The sequence below is a fragment of the Pseudomonas sp. HD6515 genome (assembly GCF_024971855.1).
GTDB classification, from domain to species: Bacteria; Pseudomonadota; Gammaproteobacteria; order Pseudomonadales; family Pseudomonadaceae; genus Aquipseudomonas; species Aquipseudomonas alloputida.
The window spans coordinates 2,696,778-2,711,286 of record NZ_CP079827.1 but is presented as its reverse complement, the minus strand read 5'-3'; the positions used below and the strand labels follow the sequence as shown (position 1 = coordinate 2,711,286).

Here is a 14,509-nt window from a genome sequence, read left to right as displayed (position 1 = left end):
ATCCATGCGTATAGCAATCATCGGCAGTGGCATCGCGGGGCTGACCTGCGCCCATTTGCTGTCACGCAAGCACGAAGTCACGGTTTTCGAGGCCGAGCAATGGGTCGGGGGCCACACCCACACCCTTGATGTGGTCTGGAAAGGCCAGCGGCATGCGATAGATACCGGTTTTATCGTCTTCAACGACTGGACGTACCCGAACTTCATCCGCTTGCTCGACCAGCTCAAGGTCCCTTCACAGCCGACCGAGATGAGTTTTTCCGTGCATGACCCGATGACGGGCCTGGAATATAACGGCCACGACCTGAACACCCTGTTCGCCCAACGCAGCAACCTGGTGTCCCCAGGGTTCTGGGGGATGATCCGGGACATTCTGCGTTTCAACCGTCAGGCACTGGCCGACCTGGACAACCAGCGTATCGATGCCAGCACCACGCTGGGCGACTACCTTCAAGCGAACCGCTATGGGCAACGCTTCATCGATCATTACATCGTGCCAATGGGGTCGGCGATCTGGTCGATGTCTCGCGCAGACATGCTCCACTTCCCGCTTGAGTTCTTCGTGCGCTTCTGTCGCAACCACGGCTTGCTGTCGGTCAACCAACGCCCACAGTGGCGGGTGATCAAAGGCGGCTCGCGCAGCTATGTCGCGCCGCTGTGCCGACCGTTTGCTGAGCGCATCCGCCTCAACTGCAAGGTTTACCGCGTCAGCCGCGACGAAGGTGGCGTTACCCTCGTGAGCGCGGCCGGCACCGAACGCTTCGACAATGTGGTGTTCGCTTGCCACAGCGATCAGGCCCTGGCGCTGCTGGAAAGCCCCAGCAACCAGGAGCGCGCCGTACTCAGCGCCATCGATTACGCCAGCAACGACGTGGTGCTGCACACCGATACCCGTCTGCTGCCACGCCGCCAGCGCGCCTGGGCCAGTTGGAACTACCGCCTGGGCGGCCCTGAGCGGGCGCCCGCCGCGCTGACCTACAACATGAACATTCTGCAGGGTATCCAGGCACCGACAACCTTCTGTGTGAGCCTCAACCAGACCGCACTGATAGACCCGGCGCAGGTCATCGCCCGCTTCCAGTACGCCCATCCCCAGTACAGCGTTGCAGCGTCGGCTGCCCAGGCATGCCAAGGGCAACTGCAGGGTCAGCAGCACAGTTACTTTTGTGGCGCTTACTGGGGCAATGGCTTTCATGAAGACGGGGTGGTCAGCGCACTGAAGGTGGCCGCGCACTTCGGAGAGCACCTGTGAACAGCAGCCTCTGCCTGGGCTGGATCAGCCACCGACGGCTGACGCCGCGGGTCCACGCGTTCCGCTACCGGATCGGCATGTTCTACCTGGACCTGGACGAACAATCCTGGCTGATGGGCCTGTCACGCTGGCTGGGACGCTGGCGCCTGGCGCCGTTGTGCTGGCGCGAGACCGACTACCTGCCCGCCCTGACCCGCCAAGGCGAATCGCTGGCCCAGGCTGCACGCTTGCTGGTCGGGCAGGCGACGGGGCACCTGCCCGAAGGCCGGGTACAGCTGCTCACGCAACTGCGGTGCTGGGGGCTGTCGTTCAACCCGGTGAGCTTCTATTTCTGCCATGACCGCGACGGGTGCCTGACCGCGATCCTGATGGAAGTGCGCAACACGCCCTGGCGTGAACGCTTTCATTACGTGCTCCCGGTGCAAGGCAACCTTGCCAGGCCCTTCAGCGTGGCCAAGGCCTTCCATGTGTCGCCATTCATGCCGCTGGACATGGACTATCGCCTGCGCTTCTTCCTGGACACGGACCATGTACGCATTCAGATGCAGAACTGGCAAGACGGCGCAAAGGTGTTCGAGGCCGACCTCGCCCTGCGCCGCACGCCACTGGATGGAGCAACGCTGCGGCGGTATGTCCTGAACTTCCCATGGATGAGCCTGCGCACTGTCTCGGCCATCTACTGGCAAGCGCTTCGCCTGTTACTCAAACGCACCCCCGTGCACGACCACACCACCTGCCAGGGTGACCTGGCACTCGGCCAACCTTGCGAGGACCTTGATGATGTCAAATCCCACCCTGAGCGTTAGCAAGTTCGCAGGCCTTGCGCCACTGCTCGGCGGGCTGGCACGAAGCGCCGTGCTCGCCCAGTTGGGCAAGCTGCGTCACGGCCACCTGCGCCTGCTCAGCCACGGGCAGCAGTGGAGTTTCGGTGATGCCGACAGCCCGTTGCAGGCCGAGGTGGAGATCCTCGATGACGCCACCTGGAGCCTGATCGCCGGCAATGGCTCGATCGGTGCTGGCGAAGCCTACATTCACGGCTATTGGCGCAGCCCCGACCTGGCGCTGGTGACCCGCCTGTTCGTCGCCAACCTCGAAGTGCTCGACGCGCTCGAGGGCGGCCTGGCCCGCCTGGGCCGCCCTGCCCTGCGCCTGCTGCACCGGCTCAACCGCAACGACAAGCGCGGCGCCCGGCGCAACATTCTGGCCCACTACGACCTGGGCAATGCCCTGTTCGAGCGGCTGCTGGACCCCACCATGATGTATTCGGCTGCGCAATTCGAACACCCGGGGCAAACACTGGAGCAGGCCCAGTTGCACAAGCTGGAGCGCATCTGCCAGAAGCTCGAACTGAGCCCTGACGATCACCTGCTGGAAATTGGCAGCGGCTGGGGCAGCCTCGCTATCCACGCAGCCACCCGTTACGGCTGCAGGGTCACCACCACGACGCTCTCCGAGGCGCAGTACAGCCATACCCTGGAGCGCGTCAAGGCCTTGGGGCTGGGGCAGCGCGTGCAAGTGCTCCGCGAAGACTACCGCGACCTTCAAGGCACGTTCGACAAACTGGTTTCGATCGAGATGATCGAAGCGGTTGGCCATCGCTACCTGCCGGTGTATTTCCGCCAGTGTGCTTCGCTCATCAAACCTGAAGGCCTGATGCTATTGCAGGCAATCACCATCCGCGACCAGCGCTATGCCCAGGCGCAGCGCTCGGTCGACTTTATCCAGCGGTACATCTTCCCCGGTGGCGCCCTGCCTTCGCTGAGCGTGTTGCTCGACACCGCCAGCCGGCACACTGGCCTGAACCTTGTGCACATGGAAGATTTTGGCCTGGACTACGCCCACACCCTGCGACACTGGCGCGAAAACCTGCGTCAGGCACGCACTGCGCTGACGGACCTTGGCTACGACGACATGTTCCAGCGCTTGTGGGAGTTTTACCTCTGCTACTGCCAAGGCGGTTTCGAGGAACGCGCCATCGGTGTTGCGCACCTGCTCTGGGCAGCACCCCAGGCACGCCGCGCGCCCTTGCCTGGCAGTGCCTGATGCGCAGCCGCTGGCTGATCGCCAATGCCCTCTGGCTACAAGCCGGCTGGTGGGTCTGCGTGCTGGGGGCCGAGCGGCCCTTGTTGTTGCTGCTGGTGATTCCGGGCGTGGCAGTGCACCTGCGCCTGTGCCCGGACATCCATGCCGAGGTCAAGGCGCTGGTGCGCGTCACCTTTATCGGCTGTGTGCTCGACAGCGTGCTGGGAGCACTGGGGGTGTTCGGTTTCGACGCCTGGCCCCTGCCACTGTGGCTAGCGCTGCTGTGGTTGGTGCTGGCCAGCGGGATGCGTTACAGCCTGGCATGGGCCGGCAGGCACTGGCGAATCGGCGCACTGCTGGGGGCGATTGGCGGCCCTCTGGCCTACGTAGGCGGCGCCAGGCTGGCAGGTGTCTCCTTGCCCTTGGGCGCGCTGGAAACCGGCCTGCTACTGATGCCGATTTGGGCGTTGGCCCTGCCCCTGCTGGCGCGCATCGCGGCGCGGCGCTGACCGGCGACATCGCTCGGAGCAGTAACGCACCTGCTCCCAACAGCGTGCCCAGCGCTTGCGCCAGGTGAACGGCCGGCCACACACCACGCAAACCTTGCTGGGCAGAAGGCTCTTTTTCATAACGCCTGCCCCGCATCGAGCCGCGCCAGCAATGACTGGCCACGTTGCCACACAGCATCGCGACGGCCAGCGGGCATGCCATCGAGGCTGCGATAGACCAGGGCCAGGCGCGGGTTAGCCGAGAGCTGGGGGCGATGGCGAATGAGAAAATGCCAATACAAGGCATTGAACGGGCAGGCCTCCTCTTCGGTCACCTGGTCGACCCTGTAACTGCAAGCCTTGCAATGATCGGACATGCGCTGGATATAACGACCACTGGCGCAGTACGGCTTGGACCCCAGGTAGCCGCCATCGGCGTGCATCACCATGCCAAGCGTGTTGGGCAGTTCGACCCACTCGAAGGCATCCATGTAGACCGCCAGGTACCACTCACAAATTGCGGTTGGCACGATACCGGCCAGCAAGGCGAAGTTGCCGGTAACCATCAACCGCTGGATATGGTGAGCGTAGCCCAACCGCAGGGTCTGCCCGATGGCTTGGGCCATGCAGCGCATGCGGGTGTGCCCGGTCCAGTAGAATTCTGGCAGCGCCCGGTCGTTGTTCAGGTGATTGAGCCCGGCATACGCCGGCATGCGCTGCCAATAGATGCCACGCACATACTCACGCCAGCCGATCAACTGGCGAATGAAGCCTTCGGCTGCATTGAGCGGCACCCGCCCCTCGCGCCAGGCTTTGTCGACGTCGTCGCACAGACGACGCACATCCAGAAGCCCGATGTTGAGCGCCGCACTGATGCGCGCATGAAACAGGTACGGCTCGCCTTCGGCCATTGCATCCTGGTAGTCACCGAAAGCCGCCAGGCCGAAATCCAGAAAATGCTGCCACAGCTGTTGTGCCTCGGCGTGGGTCACGGGGTAGTCGAAACCGTCGACGCCCCCGTAGTGGTCGCTGAAGCGCTGACGCACCAAGGCCACCACCGCTGCCGTGATGTCGTCTTGCGCGAAATGCGCAGCGAACGGGCCACGCAGCTGCCGTGGCAATGGCTTGCGATTGTCGCCATCGAAATTCCAGGCCCCACCTGCCGGGCTGCCGTCAGGCTCCATGAGCAGGCCGGTTCGCTTGCGCATGCCACGGTAGAAGTGCTCCATACGCAGCTGGCGACGTTCTGTGGCCCAGCGCCCGAAGGCTTCACGGGAGCACAGAAAACGCGTGTCGCGAAACCACACAAGCGGCAGTGCGGCATCACGCAAGGCCTGCTCCAGGCGCCACTCACCGCACTCGGTCAAGTGAATGTGGGTAGCGCCCAAGGCTTGTTGCCATCGACGCAACTCCCCCACGATGCTGCCGCTGTTACCCTCGGCATCCAGCTCGACATAGTGCACCTGCCAACCCCGTTCACGCAGGGCCTGGGCAAAATGCCGCATGGCGCTGAAGATGAGAATGATCTTCAGCGGATGATGCGGTACGTATCGGGCCTCCCCCTCCACTTCCGCCATCAGGACCGCATCGCGAGCAGGGTCAAGGGACGCCAGACTTGCCAGGTCGAACGACAGTTGGTCACCCAGCACCAGGCCCAGGCGCATCGTCCGGGCTACCACTGGCTGGTGAGCGTTACCGGTACGCGCAGCGGCGCGATGGGGCCGTCGCGTTGCCCGCACATCTCATCGTGCACCACCTGCTGCACCAGCATGCAGGGCACCGGCGGCAGGTCGGCCAGCAACTGCCGCAGTTCGGTCGTGGAGCGCACGCGCACGGGCTGCCCCTGGGCATCGCTCAATGTCACAGGGCCGGCGTCGGTCAGGGCGCGCAGGAGGTAGAAGCCCCCCTCTAGCGACAGCAGTTCAAGTTCCTTGGCTTCGCCGGTCGAAACCAGCTGGGTCAGCGCGATCAGGTTCATGGTGTGCCCTCTGGCAGGCGGCGGAAGAACAAGGTGATCTGGCCAATCTCAACGCCCAGCTTGCTCATGCTCGAGCGGTTGATCAGGGTGTCGTCATCCATGAGGTACATCCAGTCGTCCAGGTCTACCTGCCAGTGCCGCCCATCGACCGGCAGGTCCAGTTGGTAACGCCATCGCAGCGCGTTGCCCGCCACTTCGCCACGCGCCTCGCCGATCACGTCCCCCGCGGTTCCCCGCCAGCGCCCGGGGCCGTCCGGCACCAGCGTCCAGGTACGCTGCTGGCGCGTGCCATCGCTATAGAGAAAATGTTCGTCGAGGATCAGCCGCTCACCCTCGCGGCGGCTGTCGATGCGCACGTGGAAGCGCTTGACCACCTCCCCGGAACGCTTCTGGAACATCCCCCACGCCTGAACCGGGCGCGAGAAGAACGCCGCCAGGTCCAGCTTCGGCTGCTCCTGGGCATAGTGCTCGATACCGACATTGCCACAACTGCCCAGAAGCAGGCAGGCAGCCAGCAACAGCGCTTTGTACATGTTCAGGCTCCTCGGTCATCGCCAGCCAGCCCAAGCAGCCGCTGACGCAATTGGGGGTCTCTGGCCCGCGGGTCAAGCCAGATGGCGAAGAAGGCCCGGGCGAACACCGGATCGTCGATCGCGTGGCTCAGTTTGCCGTCGACGTAAAAGCGGCAACCCTGCCCCGGCAGGTACAAGCCCGTGATGCGCATGCCAGGGCTCACGTCCACGAATGCCTGCTCAATCGCCCTGGTCCATGCCGCGCGTTGCTGTGCCGTCATGCTGCCGCCACCCAGGCGTTGCATTTCCTCGAGGCTGGCTTTGACCAGCGTGTCCCTGGACAATGAACGGTGATAAAGCAGCTCAAGGGCGAACGGCTGGTTCCAGTCCTGAACCGGGCCAACTGCCCATAACCGGGAGGTATACAGCCGCAGGCCGAACCAGGTGAAATCACCGGCGCCCAGCCGTTGCGCCGCAGGCAGCTCCGCTCGCCAGTCTGCCGCCGACGACATGGCGGCTAGCAGCAGGCACAGACAGGTCCAACGTGCAGGGTGCGCCATTCTGACCTCAAGCACTTTGCTAAATACTATACAATAGTAGACGCCTGTACAGATATTTGACGAGCCATGTATAGTTTTTTAATGCCCAGCATGCATATTTCTGCAAGCCTCGCGCCCCGTTATCGAACACCCATGAAAGTCGAGATAGAAGGAATTGCTCATGCTGTACGTCGTCATGCTCGGTGGACGCCACCCACGGGCCAATATCGAGGTCCACGATGTGTTGTTCGCGCAGGCGGACTCACTTGAACAGGCCTACCCACATTTGCGCCAAGCCTGGTTCGGGAGCCGAACGGGCTTGCACATCGACGCATGGATGGAAGTCGACGGTATTGACCACTACCGCCTCGAATTCAGTCAGGTAGCGCCTGGCCCACACGATCCCAGGTTGTTCTTCATCAACCTGGGCGGCTACGAGCCCGGGGTGTTTGGCGAGGCACACCGCTACCTGCTGGTGGTGGCCAGGGACAAGGCCGAGGCCAAGCAACTGGCCAAGCAGCGCCTGCAGGCAGACTGGCTCAAGCCGCATACCGATGCGGTACTGGACGTCGACGATTGCCTGCCGATCGACTGGGTGAACGGCCGTTACGTGCACTTGATCGAAGGGCCCCATGCCGGCTTACGGCAGTACAGCGACTATATCCTGCTGTGAGCTCACCCCTGCCATGTGCAAGAACGTTGGCAGGCATCACAGGACGAGGCGCCAGCGCCCGGCCAAGAGGACACGCCGATGAGCCTGATAAACGACCTTCACACACCCGCCAACGTGCTGGTCTGCGGGGCCAGCCAAGGGATTGGCCTGGCATTGTGCACGCAGTTGCTGGCGCGCGATGACATCGGGCTGGTGTTCGCCGTTTCGCGACGCGCCACCACCAGCCCTGCGCTGGATACCTTGTTCACAGAGCACGCGCGACGGTTGGTTCGCCTCGACTGCGACGCCCGATCCGAGCAGGCACTGCAAACACTGGCCGCGCAGGTGGGCGCCTGCTGCGACCAACTGAACCTGGTCTTCAGCACGCTTGGCGTGCTGCAAGAAGGCCCGGCGAGGGCTGAAAAAGCACTGACCCAGCTAGACATGGCGGGGTTGCTGAGCACTTTCACAACCAACTGTTTCGCCCCTGTTCTGCTGCTCAAGCATTTGCTGCCGCTGCTGCGTCGGCAACCGATGGCCTTCGTCGCCTTGTCGGCGCGGGTTGGGTCGATCGGCGACAATCACCTGGGTGGGTGGTACAGCTACCGTGCCAGCAAAGCCGCGCTCAATCAGCTTCTGCGCACTGCAAGCATCGAGCTGAAGCGACTGAACCCCGCGTCAACGGTACTTGCATTGCATCCCGGCACCACCGACACCCAGCTTTCCCGCCCCTTTCAGGGCAATGTGCCGCCGGGCAAACTGTTCTCGCCCGCGTTTGCCGCCACCTGCATCCTGGCACTTGTGAGCCGTCACGGCCCGGCGCAGAGCGGAACGTTCTGGGCGTGGGATGGCACGCCGATTCCCTGGTGACGCGGGCGGAGAGCTCCAGGCCAAGTCGATGAACCAGCCCTGAGCGAGAACGGTCAACCCTTTATCTGACAACGGCAGAAGGAAGGGTGCAGCGAATGGTTTCGTTTGATCTGCAACGGATGCTGATAGGCGACTTCCCTTTTACCTTTCTGCTGGAAGTTGCTGTGCGTGTTTCTGCGGCCTTCCTGGCCGTGTTCTTCTTTCTGAAATTCAGTGGCCGGCGCGGGATCAGACAGCTGTCCCGGTTCGAGCTCGTGGTCATTCTCACCCTGGGTTCAGCTGCCGGCGATGTGACCTTTTACGAGGACGTGCCGCTGCTTCCGGTGGCCTTGGTTTTCCTCACGCTGTTCATGCTTTACCGAGGAACGGTCTACCTCATGAGGCGAAACAGAACCTGCGAGGCCTGGATCGACGGGTTGCCGGTCACGGTAGTGAAAGATGGCATGTACGAAATCCATTCGCTGCGTCACATGAACATTTCACCGAATGAGCTGTTCATGGAGCTACGCCAACAAGGTGTCGAGCACCTGGGCCAGGTTCGACTGGGCCTTCTGGAAACCGATGGCGATCTCAGTTTGTATTTCTACGATCAGCAAGACACACGCCCAGGCTTGTCAGTGCTGCCGGTCGAGCATCGCCCGGAGTACACATCGCCGCCCGGCGCCGGGTTGCATTGCTGCGTGAGCTGTGGTTTCCCGGCCTACCATGAGCCTCATGACACCCTGGCGTGTTCACGTTGCGGTCATACGGTCTGGTCGCCTGCATTGGATACCGTGCGCAACCGTTAGCAGGTTCTCCCCATACCGCCAGGCATCGAGCAGGAACTTTGCTCGCTGTTTGCAGGCCCTTATGAAAGGCCTATCAGCACGAGGAGAAAATGATGAGTGCACAATTGAACGGCAAGCGCGTGGCCTTTCTGGTCACCGATGGCTTTGAACAGGTGGAACTGACCGGCCCGCGTGAAGCCTTGGAAAACAGCGGCGCGGTGGTCGATATCCTGAACGAAAAAGAAGGCACGGTACGTGGCTGGAACCATGACAAACCCGCCGACGCGTTCAGCGTGGATGCGACTTTCGACAGTGCGCAGCTTGACCTCTACGATGCCCTGGTGCTGCCCGGCGGTGTGCAGAATTCGGACACGATTCGCTTGATTCCCGGCGCGCAGAAGCTGGTTAAAAGCCACGATGCGGCCGGCAAGCCGCTGGCGGTCATCTGCCATGGCGCATGGTTGCTGATATCGAGCGGGTTGGTCAAAGGCAAGCGAATGACCAGCTACAAAACCTTGCAAGATGACATTCGTAATGCGGGCGGTACGTGGCTGGATGAACAAGTGGTGGTCGATGGCAACCTCATCACCAGCCGCCAGCCGGATGACATCCCCGCCTTCAATGAGCAGTTGATCAAGGCATTGGCAGGCTGAGCGTGATTCTCTTCAGCGCGTGCTGGTCGCCCATGGCACCGACCAGCGCGCGCTGATCACGCCAACTGGATGAAAACCGAATAGCTGCCCAGCAACACCCAGAAGCACAGGAAAATCCAGGGCGTGCGCAAGGAAAACAGCAGCGATTTGCGGTGCCCCGCCTGAGAGGTTTCGGCCTCGCAGAACAGCGGCGACTCGTCATAGGCCAGCCCCATCATCGGCTCGCTGCGCAGCAGGTGGCTCTGCTTCATCTGCCAGTGCTCGATAATCCGGAAGGCCGCGCGGATGCCAGGCCAGGCATTCAGTGTACTGAGCACGCCGAGCAATGCGAGAAAAGCCGGGACCATCAAGGTGAACATCTCGCCCCAGCTTTGGTTCAGGTTACCCATCGATGACACGTAGGCGATCACCAGGAACGACTGGGCCGCAAGATAAGCGTCGGTACGGTTGGCCAGGATGGTGGTCTCATACTGAATTTCGCGTCGATAGAAATCCAGCCGCTCTTTGGGCGTACCGAACATCCTCTCGTTCGTCTGATCGATCTCATGTTCCGGCGTGGAAGGCGTGATGATTCGAGGCACTGCAGACTCCTTGATAGCGTGGGCCTCACCCATGCCAGCAAGCCCCGTCAGCGGTAGAGCCATGCGGTGGGTAAAAATTCACTGGGAATGGATGCATCAACCGCTCGTCGCTCAGCACGAAGATCCGCTTCAACACTGGCTTGGAGCACCTTTCGAACGGGAATGAGCGTTCCAAACCTGCAGGAGCTTCCAGCATGAGCGACTACCCTACCCCTCCATTCGCATCCCAACCGCAAAGCGTTCCCGGTTCCCAGCGCAGGATGGATCCTTATCCGGACTGCGGTGAGCAGAGCTACACCGGCAACAATCGCCTCGCAGGCAAGATCGCCTTGATAACCGGTGCTGACAGCGGCATCGGGCGTGCGGTGGCCATTGCCTATGCCCGAGAAGGCGCTGACGTTGCCATTGGCTATCTGAATGAACACGACGATGCGCAGGAAACCGCGCGCTGGGTCAAAGCGGCGGGCCGCCAGTGCCTGCTGCTGCCCGGCGACCTGGCACAGAAACAGCACTGCCATGACATCGTCGACAAGACCGTGGCGCAGTTTGGTCGCATCGATATCCTGGTCAACAACGCCGCGTTCCAGATGGCCCATGAAAGCCTGGACGACATTGACGACGATGAATGGGTAAAGACCTTCGATACCAACATCACCGCCATTTTCCGCATTTGCCAGCGCGCTCTGCCCTCGATGCCAAAAGGCGGCTCGATCATCAACACCAGCTCGGTCAACTCGGACGACCCGTCACCCAGCCTGTTGGCCTATGCTGCGACCAAAGGGGCCATTGCCAATTTCACTGCAGGCCTTGCGCAATTGCTGGGCAAGCAGGGCATTCGCGTCAACAGCGTCGCACCCGGCCCGATCTGGACCCCGCTGATCCCGGCCACCATGCCTGATGAGGCCGTGAGGAACTTCGGTTCCGGTTACCCGATGGGGCGGCCGGGTCAACCTGTGGAGGTGGCGCCAATCTATGTCTTGCTGGGGTCCGATGAAGCCAGCTACATCTCGGGTTCGCGGTACGCCGTGACGGGGGGCAAACCTATCCTTTGAACGTGCTGCCGAGGCCTGCATACGCGGGCCTTGGCGCTTCTGGCAGCGCGTAATCGCAGCGTGACCTCGAAGCGCGCTTTGCCAGCCATCATCGACGTTGAACCCTGCCGCCCACTGTCACTCAATTCCATGCAAGCCATTGTTCATTCGCCCGCGACGAGGTGACACCATGAATGCTATCGATTTGCTGATTCAAGACCATGCGTTGGTCAAGAAACTGCTGGAAGAGCTCTGCGCGACCACCCAGGGTTCAGCAGTGAAGACGCGCAGGCACCCCGCTACGCTGTTCAAGCTTCATCGGTCCAACGAGCGTCACCGAACGCTCGCGGGGCTTTCAACAACAATGTGAAGCTGCCGGTCAGTTGCTGACGCAGCTCTTTGGGCATGGAGAACGCGAAATGCACAAGCCATGAACCATCACCTAAATGGAACGTTTCACGGCGGTACAACGTGACTTGCTGTTCGGAAATACCGATGCACACGGCTACCGAAAAATCGCTTGGTTCTTCGTCCACGGGAGAGCCCCTGGCAAGCAAGCGCGCGCGGCGCTCTGATGGTGTGGCCCCTACTGGCAGATAAACACTGCCGACATCCTCAAGGCTTGGCCGTTCGCTCTTTTTTCCACTGCGCCCTGGAGACACCATCAGCGTAGCCGGTGACACCAATCGCTACCTGCTGAATGCGGCCGCCATGCTGAAGGAAAGCTTCGACCTGCTCGCAGATGCGCACATGGGCTTTTTGGGCCGCGCTGGGGTACGTCTGGGACATGTTGGCCTCTCGGTTATGAGCCACTGAACGACAGTCACCCGAGCAGGCACTATACACCCTGCAGTGCCATCAGCGTCTGAAGCCTGCCAAAACCCTGCTTTTGTCGACCGAAGGGCGTGGCCATGGTGAGCTGCAAGCGCACCAGCCCAGGAATGCTTGCTCGAACATATGGAAATACGTATATTCGGCTTTCCGCATGTACAGGCACCCCCATGATCACACCGCCCGATGTCTTCAAGAGCCTCTCTGACGAAACCCGCGCTCGCGCCACGCTGCTTATCGCCAGCCTGGGCGAACTGTGCGTCTGCGAACTGATGTGCGCGCTGGACGACAGCCAACCCAAGATCAGTCGCCATCTGGCACAACTGCGCAGCACTGGCATGCTGCTGGACCGCCGTCAGGGCCAATGGGTGTATTACCGCCTGAATCCGGAACTGCCTTCCTGGGTTCACGAAATGCTTCAGGTCACCTTGCACGCCAATTCGCAATGGCTGGCTGACAATGCCCTTCGGCTGAAGAACATGGACGGTCGCCCCGTGCGTGATTCCGTCTGCTGCTGATCATCACCAAGCGAGATTTTCATGCTGCCCGCCATTGCTGTCTTCGTGTTCACCCTCATACTGGTCATCTGGCAGCCCAAGGGGCTCGGTGTTGGCTGGAGCGCCGCGCTAGGCGCCATCATCGCCCTGGCTACAGGCGCCGTTTCACTGCATGACATCCCTGCCGTATGGGCCATTGTCTGGAACGCCACCGCCACGTTCATCGCGGTCATCATCATCAGCTTGCTGCTGGATGAGGCCGGTTTCTTCGAATGGGCCGCATTGCATGTGGCGCGTTGGGCAAACGGCAGCGGCTACCGCCTGTTCGCCTTCTGCGTACTGCTCGGCGCCGCTGTATCGGCGCTGTTCGCCAACGACGGTGCGGCGCTGATCCTCACCCCCATCGTCATGTCGATGCTGCTCGCGCTGCGCTTCTCACCTGCAGCGACACTGGCCTTTGTCATGGCCGCAGGCTTCATTGCCGACACGGCCAGCCTGCCGCTGGTGGTCTCCAACCTGGTCAATATCGTCTCGGCCGACTACTTCGGCCTGGGCTTCGCCGAATACGCATCGGTGATGGTGCCGGTGAATATCGCCAGCGTGGCGGCCACCCTGCTGGTGCTATTCCTGTACTTCCGTCGTGATATCCCCAGGCAGTACGCGCTCGATGCGCTGAAGGCGCCGAGCGAGGCAATTCACGACCACGCCACCTTCAAAGTCGGTGGGTGGGTGCTGCTGGTGTTGCTTGCAGGCCTGTTCGTACTGGAACCTCTGGGCATCCCGATCAGTGCGGTGGCCGCCGTCTGTGCCGCAATCCTTTTTGCCGTGGCCGCTCGCGGTCACCGCATCTCAACCCGTCGCGTACTGCGGGAAGCGCCGTGGCAGGTGGTGATATTTTCTCTAGGCATGTATCTGGTGGTGTACGGCCTGAAGAACGCCGGCCTCACGGACATGCTCACCCATCTGCTGGACAGGCTTGCCGAGCAGGGCCTGTGGAGCGCGGCCATTGGCACCGGGTTGATCTCAGCGCTGCTGTCTTCAGTCATGAACAACATGCCCAGCGTGCTGATCGGCGCCTTGTCGATCCAGGCCAGCGGCGCAGAGGGCGTGGTACGTGAGGCGATGATCTACGCCAACGTCATCGGCTGCGACCTCGGCCCGAAGATCACCCCGATTGGCAGCCTCGCCACACTGCTTTGGCTGCATGTGCTGGCGCGTAAAGGCATGCGCATCACCTGGGGTTACTACTTCAAGGTCGGCCTGCTACTCACCGTACCGGTTTTGCTGATCACCCTTTCTGCTCTGGCACTGCGCCTGAGCCTCTGACGTTCGCCCCCCAGCGGAGGAGCCCTCCATGCGAGTCCTGTTCATGTGCACGGCCAACAGCTGCCGCAGCATCCTTTCCGAAGCACTGTTCAACCACCTGGCACCGCCCGGTTTCGAGGCAGTCAGCGCTGGCAGTTTTCCCAAGGGCCAGGTGCTGCCACGCAGCCTGAGCACGTTGCAGCAGGCCAATATCTCGACCGAGGGCTTGAGCAGCAAAGGCAACGATGCGTTCGAGGGCAACCCACCCGACATCGTCATCACCGTCTGCGACAAGGCCGCGGGCGAAGCCTGCCCGGTGTATTTCGGCCCTGCGCTGAAGTCGCATTGGGGGCTGGAAGACCCCTCCGATGTCGTGGGTGACGAAGCTTCGGTCGATGCGGCGTTCCGCGCCACACTGGCCCGCATCGAGTCTCGCTGCCAGGCCTTCTTCGCACTGCCGTTCGATCAACTCGACTGCGAGCAGCTCAAGCACGCGCTGGATCGCATCGGCTCGCATTGAACAGGAAGAAA

General features: G+C 61.9%; 20 protein-coding genes and 1 pseudogene. 13 read left to right on the top strand and 8 right to left on the bottom strand.

Annotated features, from left to right (window positions below; all coding sequences use genetic code 11):
* Positions 1 to 4: 4 nt before the first annotated feature.
* The 4 genes from KW568_RS12490 to KW568_RS12475 are packed head-to-tail and all read left to right on the top strand — an operon-like array spanning position 5 to position 3,783.
* Positions 5 to 1,252 (top strand): NAD(P)/FAD-dependent oxidoreductase, encoded by a 1,248-nt coding sequence (locus KW568_RS12490; protein ID WP_004576512.1) that lies wholly within the window; start codon positions 5 to 7, stop codon positions 1,250 to 1,252.
* The gene (locus KW568_RS12485) at positions 1,249 to 2,058 is read left to right on the top strand and encodes a DUF1365 domain-containing protein (RefSeq protein WP_003254004.1); all 810 of its coding nucleotides are present in this window, start codon (positions 1,249 to 1,251) and stop codon (positions 2,056 to 2,058) included. Before KW568_RS12490 ends, KW568_RS12485 begins: the two co-directional genes overlap by 4 nt.
* On the top strand, positions 2,033 to 3,295 hold the full coding sequence (locus KW568_RS12480; protein WP_003254005.1) for a cyclopropane-fatty-acyl-phospholipid synthase family protein: 1,263 nt from the start codon (positions 2,033 to 2,035) through the stop codon (positions 3,293 to 3,295). The genes KW568_RS12485 and KW568_RS12480 overlap by 26 nt, the downstream gene beginning before the upstream one ends.
* On the top strand, positions 3,295 to 3,783 hold the full coding sequence (locus tag KW568_RS12475) for a DUF2878 domain-containing protein (protein ID WP_004576511.1): 489 nt from the start codon (positions 3,295 to 3,297) through the stop codon (positions 3,781 to 3,783). Before KW568_RS12480 ends, KW568_RS12475 begins: the two co-directional genes overlap by 1 nt.
* Here KW568_RS12475 and KW568_RS12470 read toward each other — a convergent pair.
* The 5 genes from KW568_RS12470 to KW568_RS12450 are packed head-to-tail and all read right to left on the bottom strand — an operon-like array spanning position 3,721 to position 6,812.
* Entirely contained in the window at positions 3,721 to 3,903 is a 183-nt protein-coding gene (locus KW568_RS12470) for a DUF2256 domain-containing protein (RefSeq protein WP_004576510.1), read from the bottom strand. The two genes, KW568_RS12475 and KW568_RS12470, sit on opposite strands and share 63 nt — an antisense overlap.
* Complete coding sequence (locus KW568_RS12465; RefSeq protein WP_004576509.1) at positions 3,900 to 5,426, bottom strand: cryptochrome/photolyase family protein; 1,527 nt, start codon at positions 5,424 to 5,426, stop codon at positions 3,900 to 3,902. The genes KW568_RS12470 and KW568_RS12465 overlap by 4 nt, the downstream gene beginning before the upstream one ends.
* An 8-nt stretch (positions 5,427 to 5,434) precedes the next feature.
* Positions 5,435 to 5,740, bottom strand: coding sequence for a DUF6482 family protein (locus KW568_RS12460; protein WP_003254009.1), 306 nt, complete (start codon positions 5,738 to 5,740; stop codon positions 5,435 to 5,437).
* Positions 5,737 to 6,273, bottom strand: a complete 537-nt coding sequence (locus KW568_RS12455; protein WP_003254010.1) for a DUF3833 domain-containing protein — start codon at positions 6,271 to 6,273, stop codon at positions 5,737 to 5,739. Before KW568_RS12455 ends, KW568_RS12460 begins: the two co-directional genes overlap by 4 nt.
* Before the next feature lie 2 nt (positions 6,274 to 6,275).
* The gene (locus tag KW568_RS12450) at positions 6,276 to 6,812 is read right to left on the bottom strand and encodes a chalcone isomerase family protein (protein ID WP_004576508.1); all 537 of its coding nucleotides are present in this window, start codon (positions 6,810 to 6,812) and stop codon (positions 6,276 to 6,278) included.
* Positions 6,813 to 6,972: 160 nt separating this feature from the next.
* Between KW568_RS12450 and KW568_RS12445 the strand changes: the two genes are divergently transcribed.
* The 4 genes from KW568_RS12445 to KW568_RS12430 all read left to right on the top strand — a co-directional run bounded on the left by KW568_RS12445 (position 6,973) and on the right by KW568_RS12430 (position 9,733).
* A complete protein-coding gene (locus KW568_RS12445) occupies positions 6,973 to 7,464 on the top strand; it encodes a DUF1543 domain-containing protein (protein WP_003254012.1) in 492 nt (163 codons plus the stop codon).
* A 78-nt stretch (positions 7,465 to 7,542) separates the two neighbouring features.
* Entirely contained in the window at positions 7,543 to 8,313 is a 771-nt protein-coding gene (locus KW568_RS12440) for an SDR family NAD(P)-dependent oxidoreductase (protein WP_003254013.1), read from the top strand.
* 95 nt (positions 8,314 to 8,408) lie between these two features.
* Positions 8,409 to 9,101 carry a DUF421 domain-containing protein gene (locus KW568_RS12435; protein ID WP_003254014.1) on the top strand — a complete coding sequence of 231 codons (693 nt, stop codon included), beginning with the start codon at positions 8,409 to 8,411 and terminating at the stop codon, positions 9,099 to 9,101.
* Positions 9,102 to 9,193: 92 nt separating this feature from the next.
* A complete protein-coding gene (locus KW568_RS12430) occupies positions 9,194 to 9,733 on the top strand; it encodes a type 1 glutamine amidotransferase domain-containing protein (protein WP_004576507.1) in 540 nt (179 codons plus the stop codon).
* 56 nt (positions 9,734 to 9,789) lie between these two features.
* Here the strand turns inward: KW568_RS12430 and KW568_RS12425 are convergent, their stop codons facing one another.
* Positions 9,790 to 10,314 (bottom strand): hypothetical protein, encoded by a 525-nt coding sequence (locus KW568_RS12425; RefSeq protein WP_003254017.1) that lies wholly within the window; start codon positions 10,312 to 10,314, stop codon positions 9,790 to 9,792.
* Positions 10,315 to 10,508: 194 nt separating this feature from the next.
* Here KW568_RS12425 and KW568_RS12420 point away from each other — a divergent pair, with 194 nt between their 5' ends.
* Positions 10,509 to 11,366 carry a glucose 1-dehydrogenase gene (locus tag KW568_RS12420; protein ID WP_004576506.1) on the top strand — a complete coding sequence of 286 codons (858 nt, stop codon included), beginning with the start codon at positions 10,509 to 10,511 and terminating at the stop codon, positions 11,364 to 11,366.
* Between the two features lie 169 nt (positions 11,367 to 11,535).
* Positions 11,536 to 11,634 (top strand): annotated as a pseudogene (locus KW568_RS12415) (hemerythrin domain-containing protein); the annotation flags it as partial.
* A 19-nt stretch (positions 11,635 to 11,653) separates the two neighbouring features.
* Here KW568_RS12415 and KW568_RS12410 read toward each other — a convergent pair.
* Together KW568_RS12410 and KW568_RS12405 are read right to left on the bottom strand one after the other, a co-directional pair.
* Complete coding sequence (locus KW568_RS12410) at positions 11,654 to 11,881, bottom strand: hypothetical protein (protein WP_003254020.1); 228 nt, start codon at positions 11,879 to 11,881, stop codon at positions 11,654 to 11,656.
* Between the two features lie 79 nt (positions 11,882 to 11,960).
* A complete protein-coding gene (locus KW568_RS12405) occupies positions 11,961 to 12,134 on the bottom strand; it encodes a hypothetical protein (protein ID WP_019751183.1) in 174 nt (57 codons plus the stop codon).
* Positions 12,135 to 12,346: 212 nt separating this feature from the next.
* Between KW568_RS12405 and KW568_RS12400 the strand changes: the two genes are divergently transcribed.
* Genes KW568_RS12400 through KW568_RS12390 form a run of 3 tightly spaced genes read left to right on the top strand, consistent with a single transcriptional unit; the run spans position 12,347 to position 14,498 of the window.
* Positions 12,347 to 12,694, top strand: a complete 348-nt coding sequence (locus KW568_RS12400) for a metalloregulator ArsR/SmtB family transcription factor (protein ID WP_003254021.1) — start codon at positions 12,347 to 12,349, stop codon at positions 12,692 to 12,694.
* Between the two features lie 21 nt (positions 12,695 to 12,715).
* Positions 12,716 to 13,999, top strand: a complete 1,284-nt coding sequence (locus tag KW568_RS12395) for an arsenic transporter (RefSeq protein WP_004576505.1) — start codon at positions 12,716 to 12,718, stop codon at positions 13,997 to 13,999.
* A gap of 28 nt (positions 14,000 to 14,027) precedes the next feature.
* Complete coding sequence (locus KW568_RS12390; protein WP_004576504.1) at positions 14,028 to 14,498, top strand: arsenate reductase ArsC; 471 nt, start codon at positions 14,028 to 14,030, stop codon at positions 14,496 to 14,498.
* Positions 14,499 to 14,509 lie beyond the last annotated feature (11 nt).

Excerpts from the sequence above, each read along its gene's own strand:
- KW568_RS12490 (WP_004576512.1), top strand. The coding sequence starts at position 5 with ATGCGTATAGCAATCATCGGCAGTGGCATCGCGGGGCTGACCTGCGCC.
- KW568_RS12480 (WP_003254005.1), top strand. The coding sequence starts at position 2,033 with ATGTCAAATCCCACCCTGAGCGTTAGCAAGTTCGCAGGCCTTGCGCCA.
- KW568_RS12475 (WP_004576511.1), top strand. The coding sequence starts at position 3,295 with ATGCGCAGCCGCTGGCTGATCGCCAATGCCCTCTGGCTACAAGCCGGC.
- KW568_RS12470 (WP_004576510.1), bottom strand. The coding sequence starts at position 3,903 with ATGAAAAAGAGCCTTCTGCCCAGCAAGGTTTGCGTGGTGTGTGGCCGG.
- KW568_RS12465 (WP_004576509.1), bottom strand. The coding sequence starts at position 5,426 with ATGCGCCTGGGCCTGGTGCTGGGTGACCAACTGTCGTTCGACCTGGCA.
- KW568_RS12460 (WP_003254009.1), bottom strand. The coding sequence starts at position 5,740 with ATGAACCTGATCGCGCTGACCCAGCTGGTTTCGACCGGCGAAGCCAAG.
- KW568_RS12455 (WP_003254010.1), bottom strand. The coding sequence starts at position 6,273 with ATGTACAAAGCGCTGTTGCTGGCTGCCTGCCTGCTTCTGGGCAGTTGT.
- KW568_RS12450 (WP_004576508.1), bottom strand. The coding sequence starts at position 6,812 with ATGGCGCACCCTGCACGTTGGACCTGTCTGTGCCTGCTGCTAGCCGCC.
- KW568_RS12445 (WP_003254012.1), top strand. The coding sequence starts at position 6,973 with ATGCTGTACGTCGTCATGCTCGGTGGACGCCACCCACGGGCCAATATC.
- KW568_RS12440 (WP_003254013.1), top strand. The coding sequence starts at position 7,543 with ATGAGCCTGATAAACGACCTTCACACACCCGCCAACGTGCTGGTCTGC.
- KW568_RS12435 (WP_003254014.1), top strand. The coding sequence starts at position 8,409 with ATGGTTTCGTTTGATCTGCAACGGATGCTGATAGGCGACTTCCCTTTT.
- KW568_RS12430 (WP_004576507.1), top strand. The coding sequence starts at position 9,194 with ATGAGTGCACAATTGAACGGCAAGCGCGTGGCCTTTCTGGTCACCGAT.
- KW568_RS12420 (WP_004576506.1), top strand. The coding sequence starts at position 10,509 with ATGAGCGACTACCCTACCCCTCCATTCGCATCCCAACCGCAAAGCGTT.
- KW568_RS12405 (WP_019751183.1), bottom strand. The coding sequence starts at position 12,134 with ATGTCCCAGACGTACCCCAGCGCGGCCCAAAAAGCCCATGTGCGCATC.
- KW568_RS12400 (WP_003254021.1), top strand. The coding sequence starts at position 12,347 with ATGATCACACCGCCCGATGTCTTCAAGAGCCTCTCTGACGAAACCCGC.
- KW568_RS12395 (WP_004576505.1), top strand. The coding sequence starts at position 12,716 with ATGCTGCCCGCCATTGCTGTCTTCGTGTTCACCCTCATACTGGTCATC.
- KW568_RS12390 (WP_004576504.1), top strand. The coding sequence starts at position 14,028 with ATGCGAGTCCTGTTCATGTGCACGGCCAACAGCTGCCGCAGCATCCTT.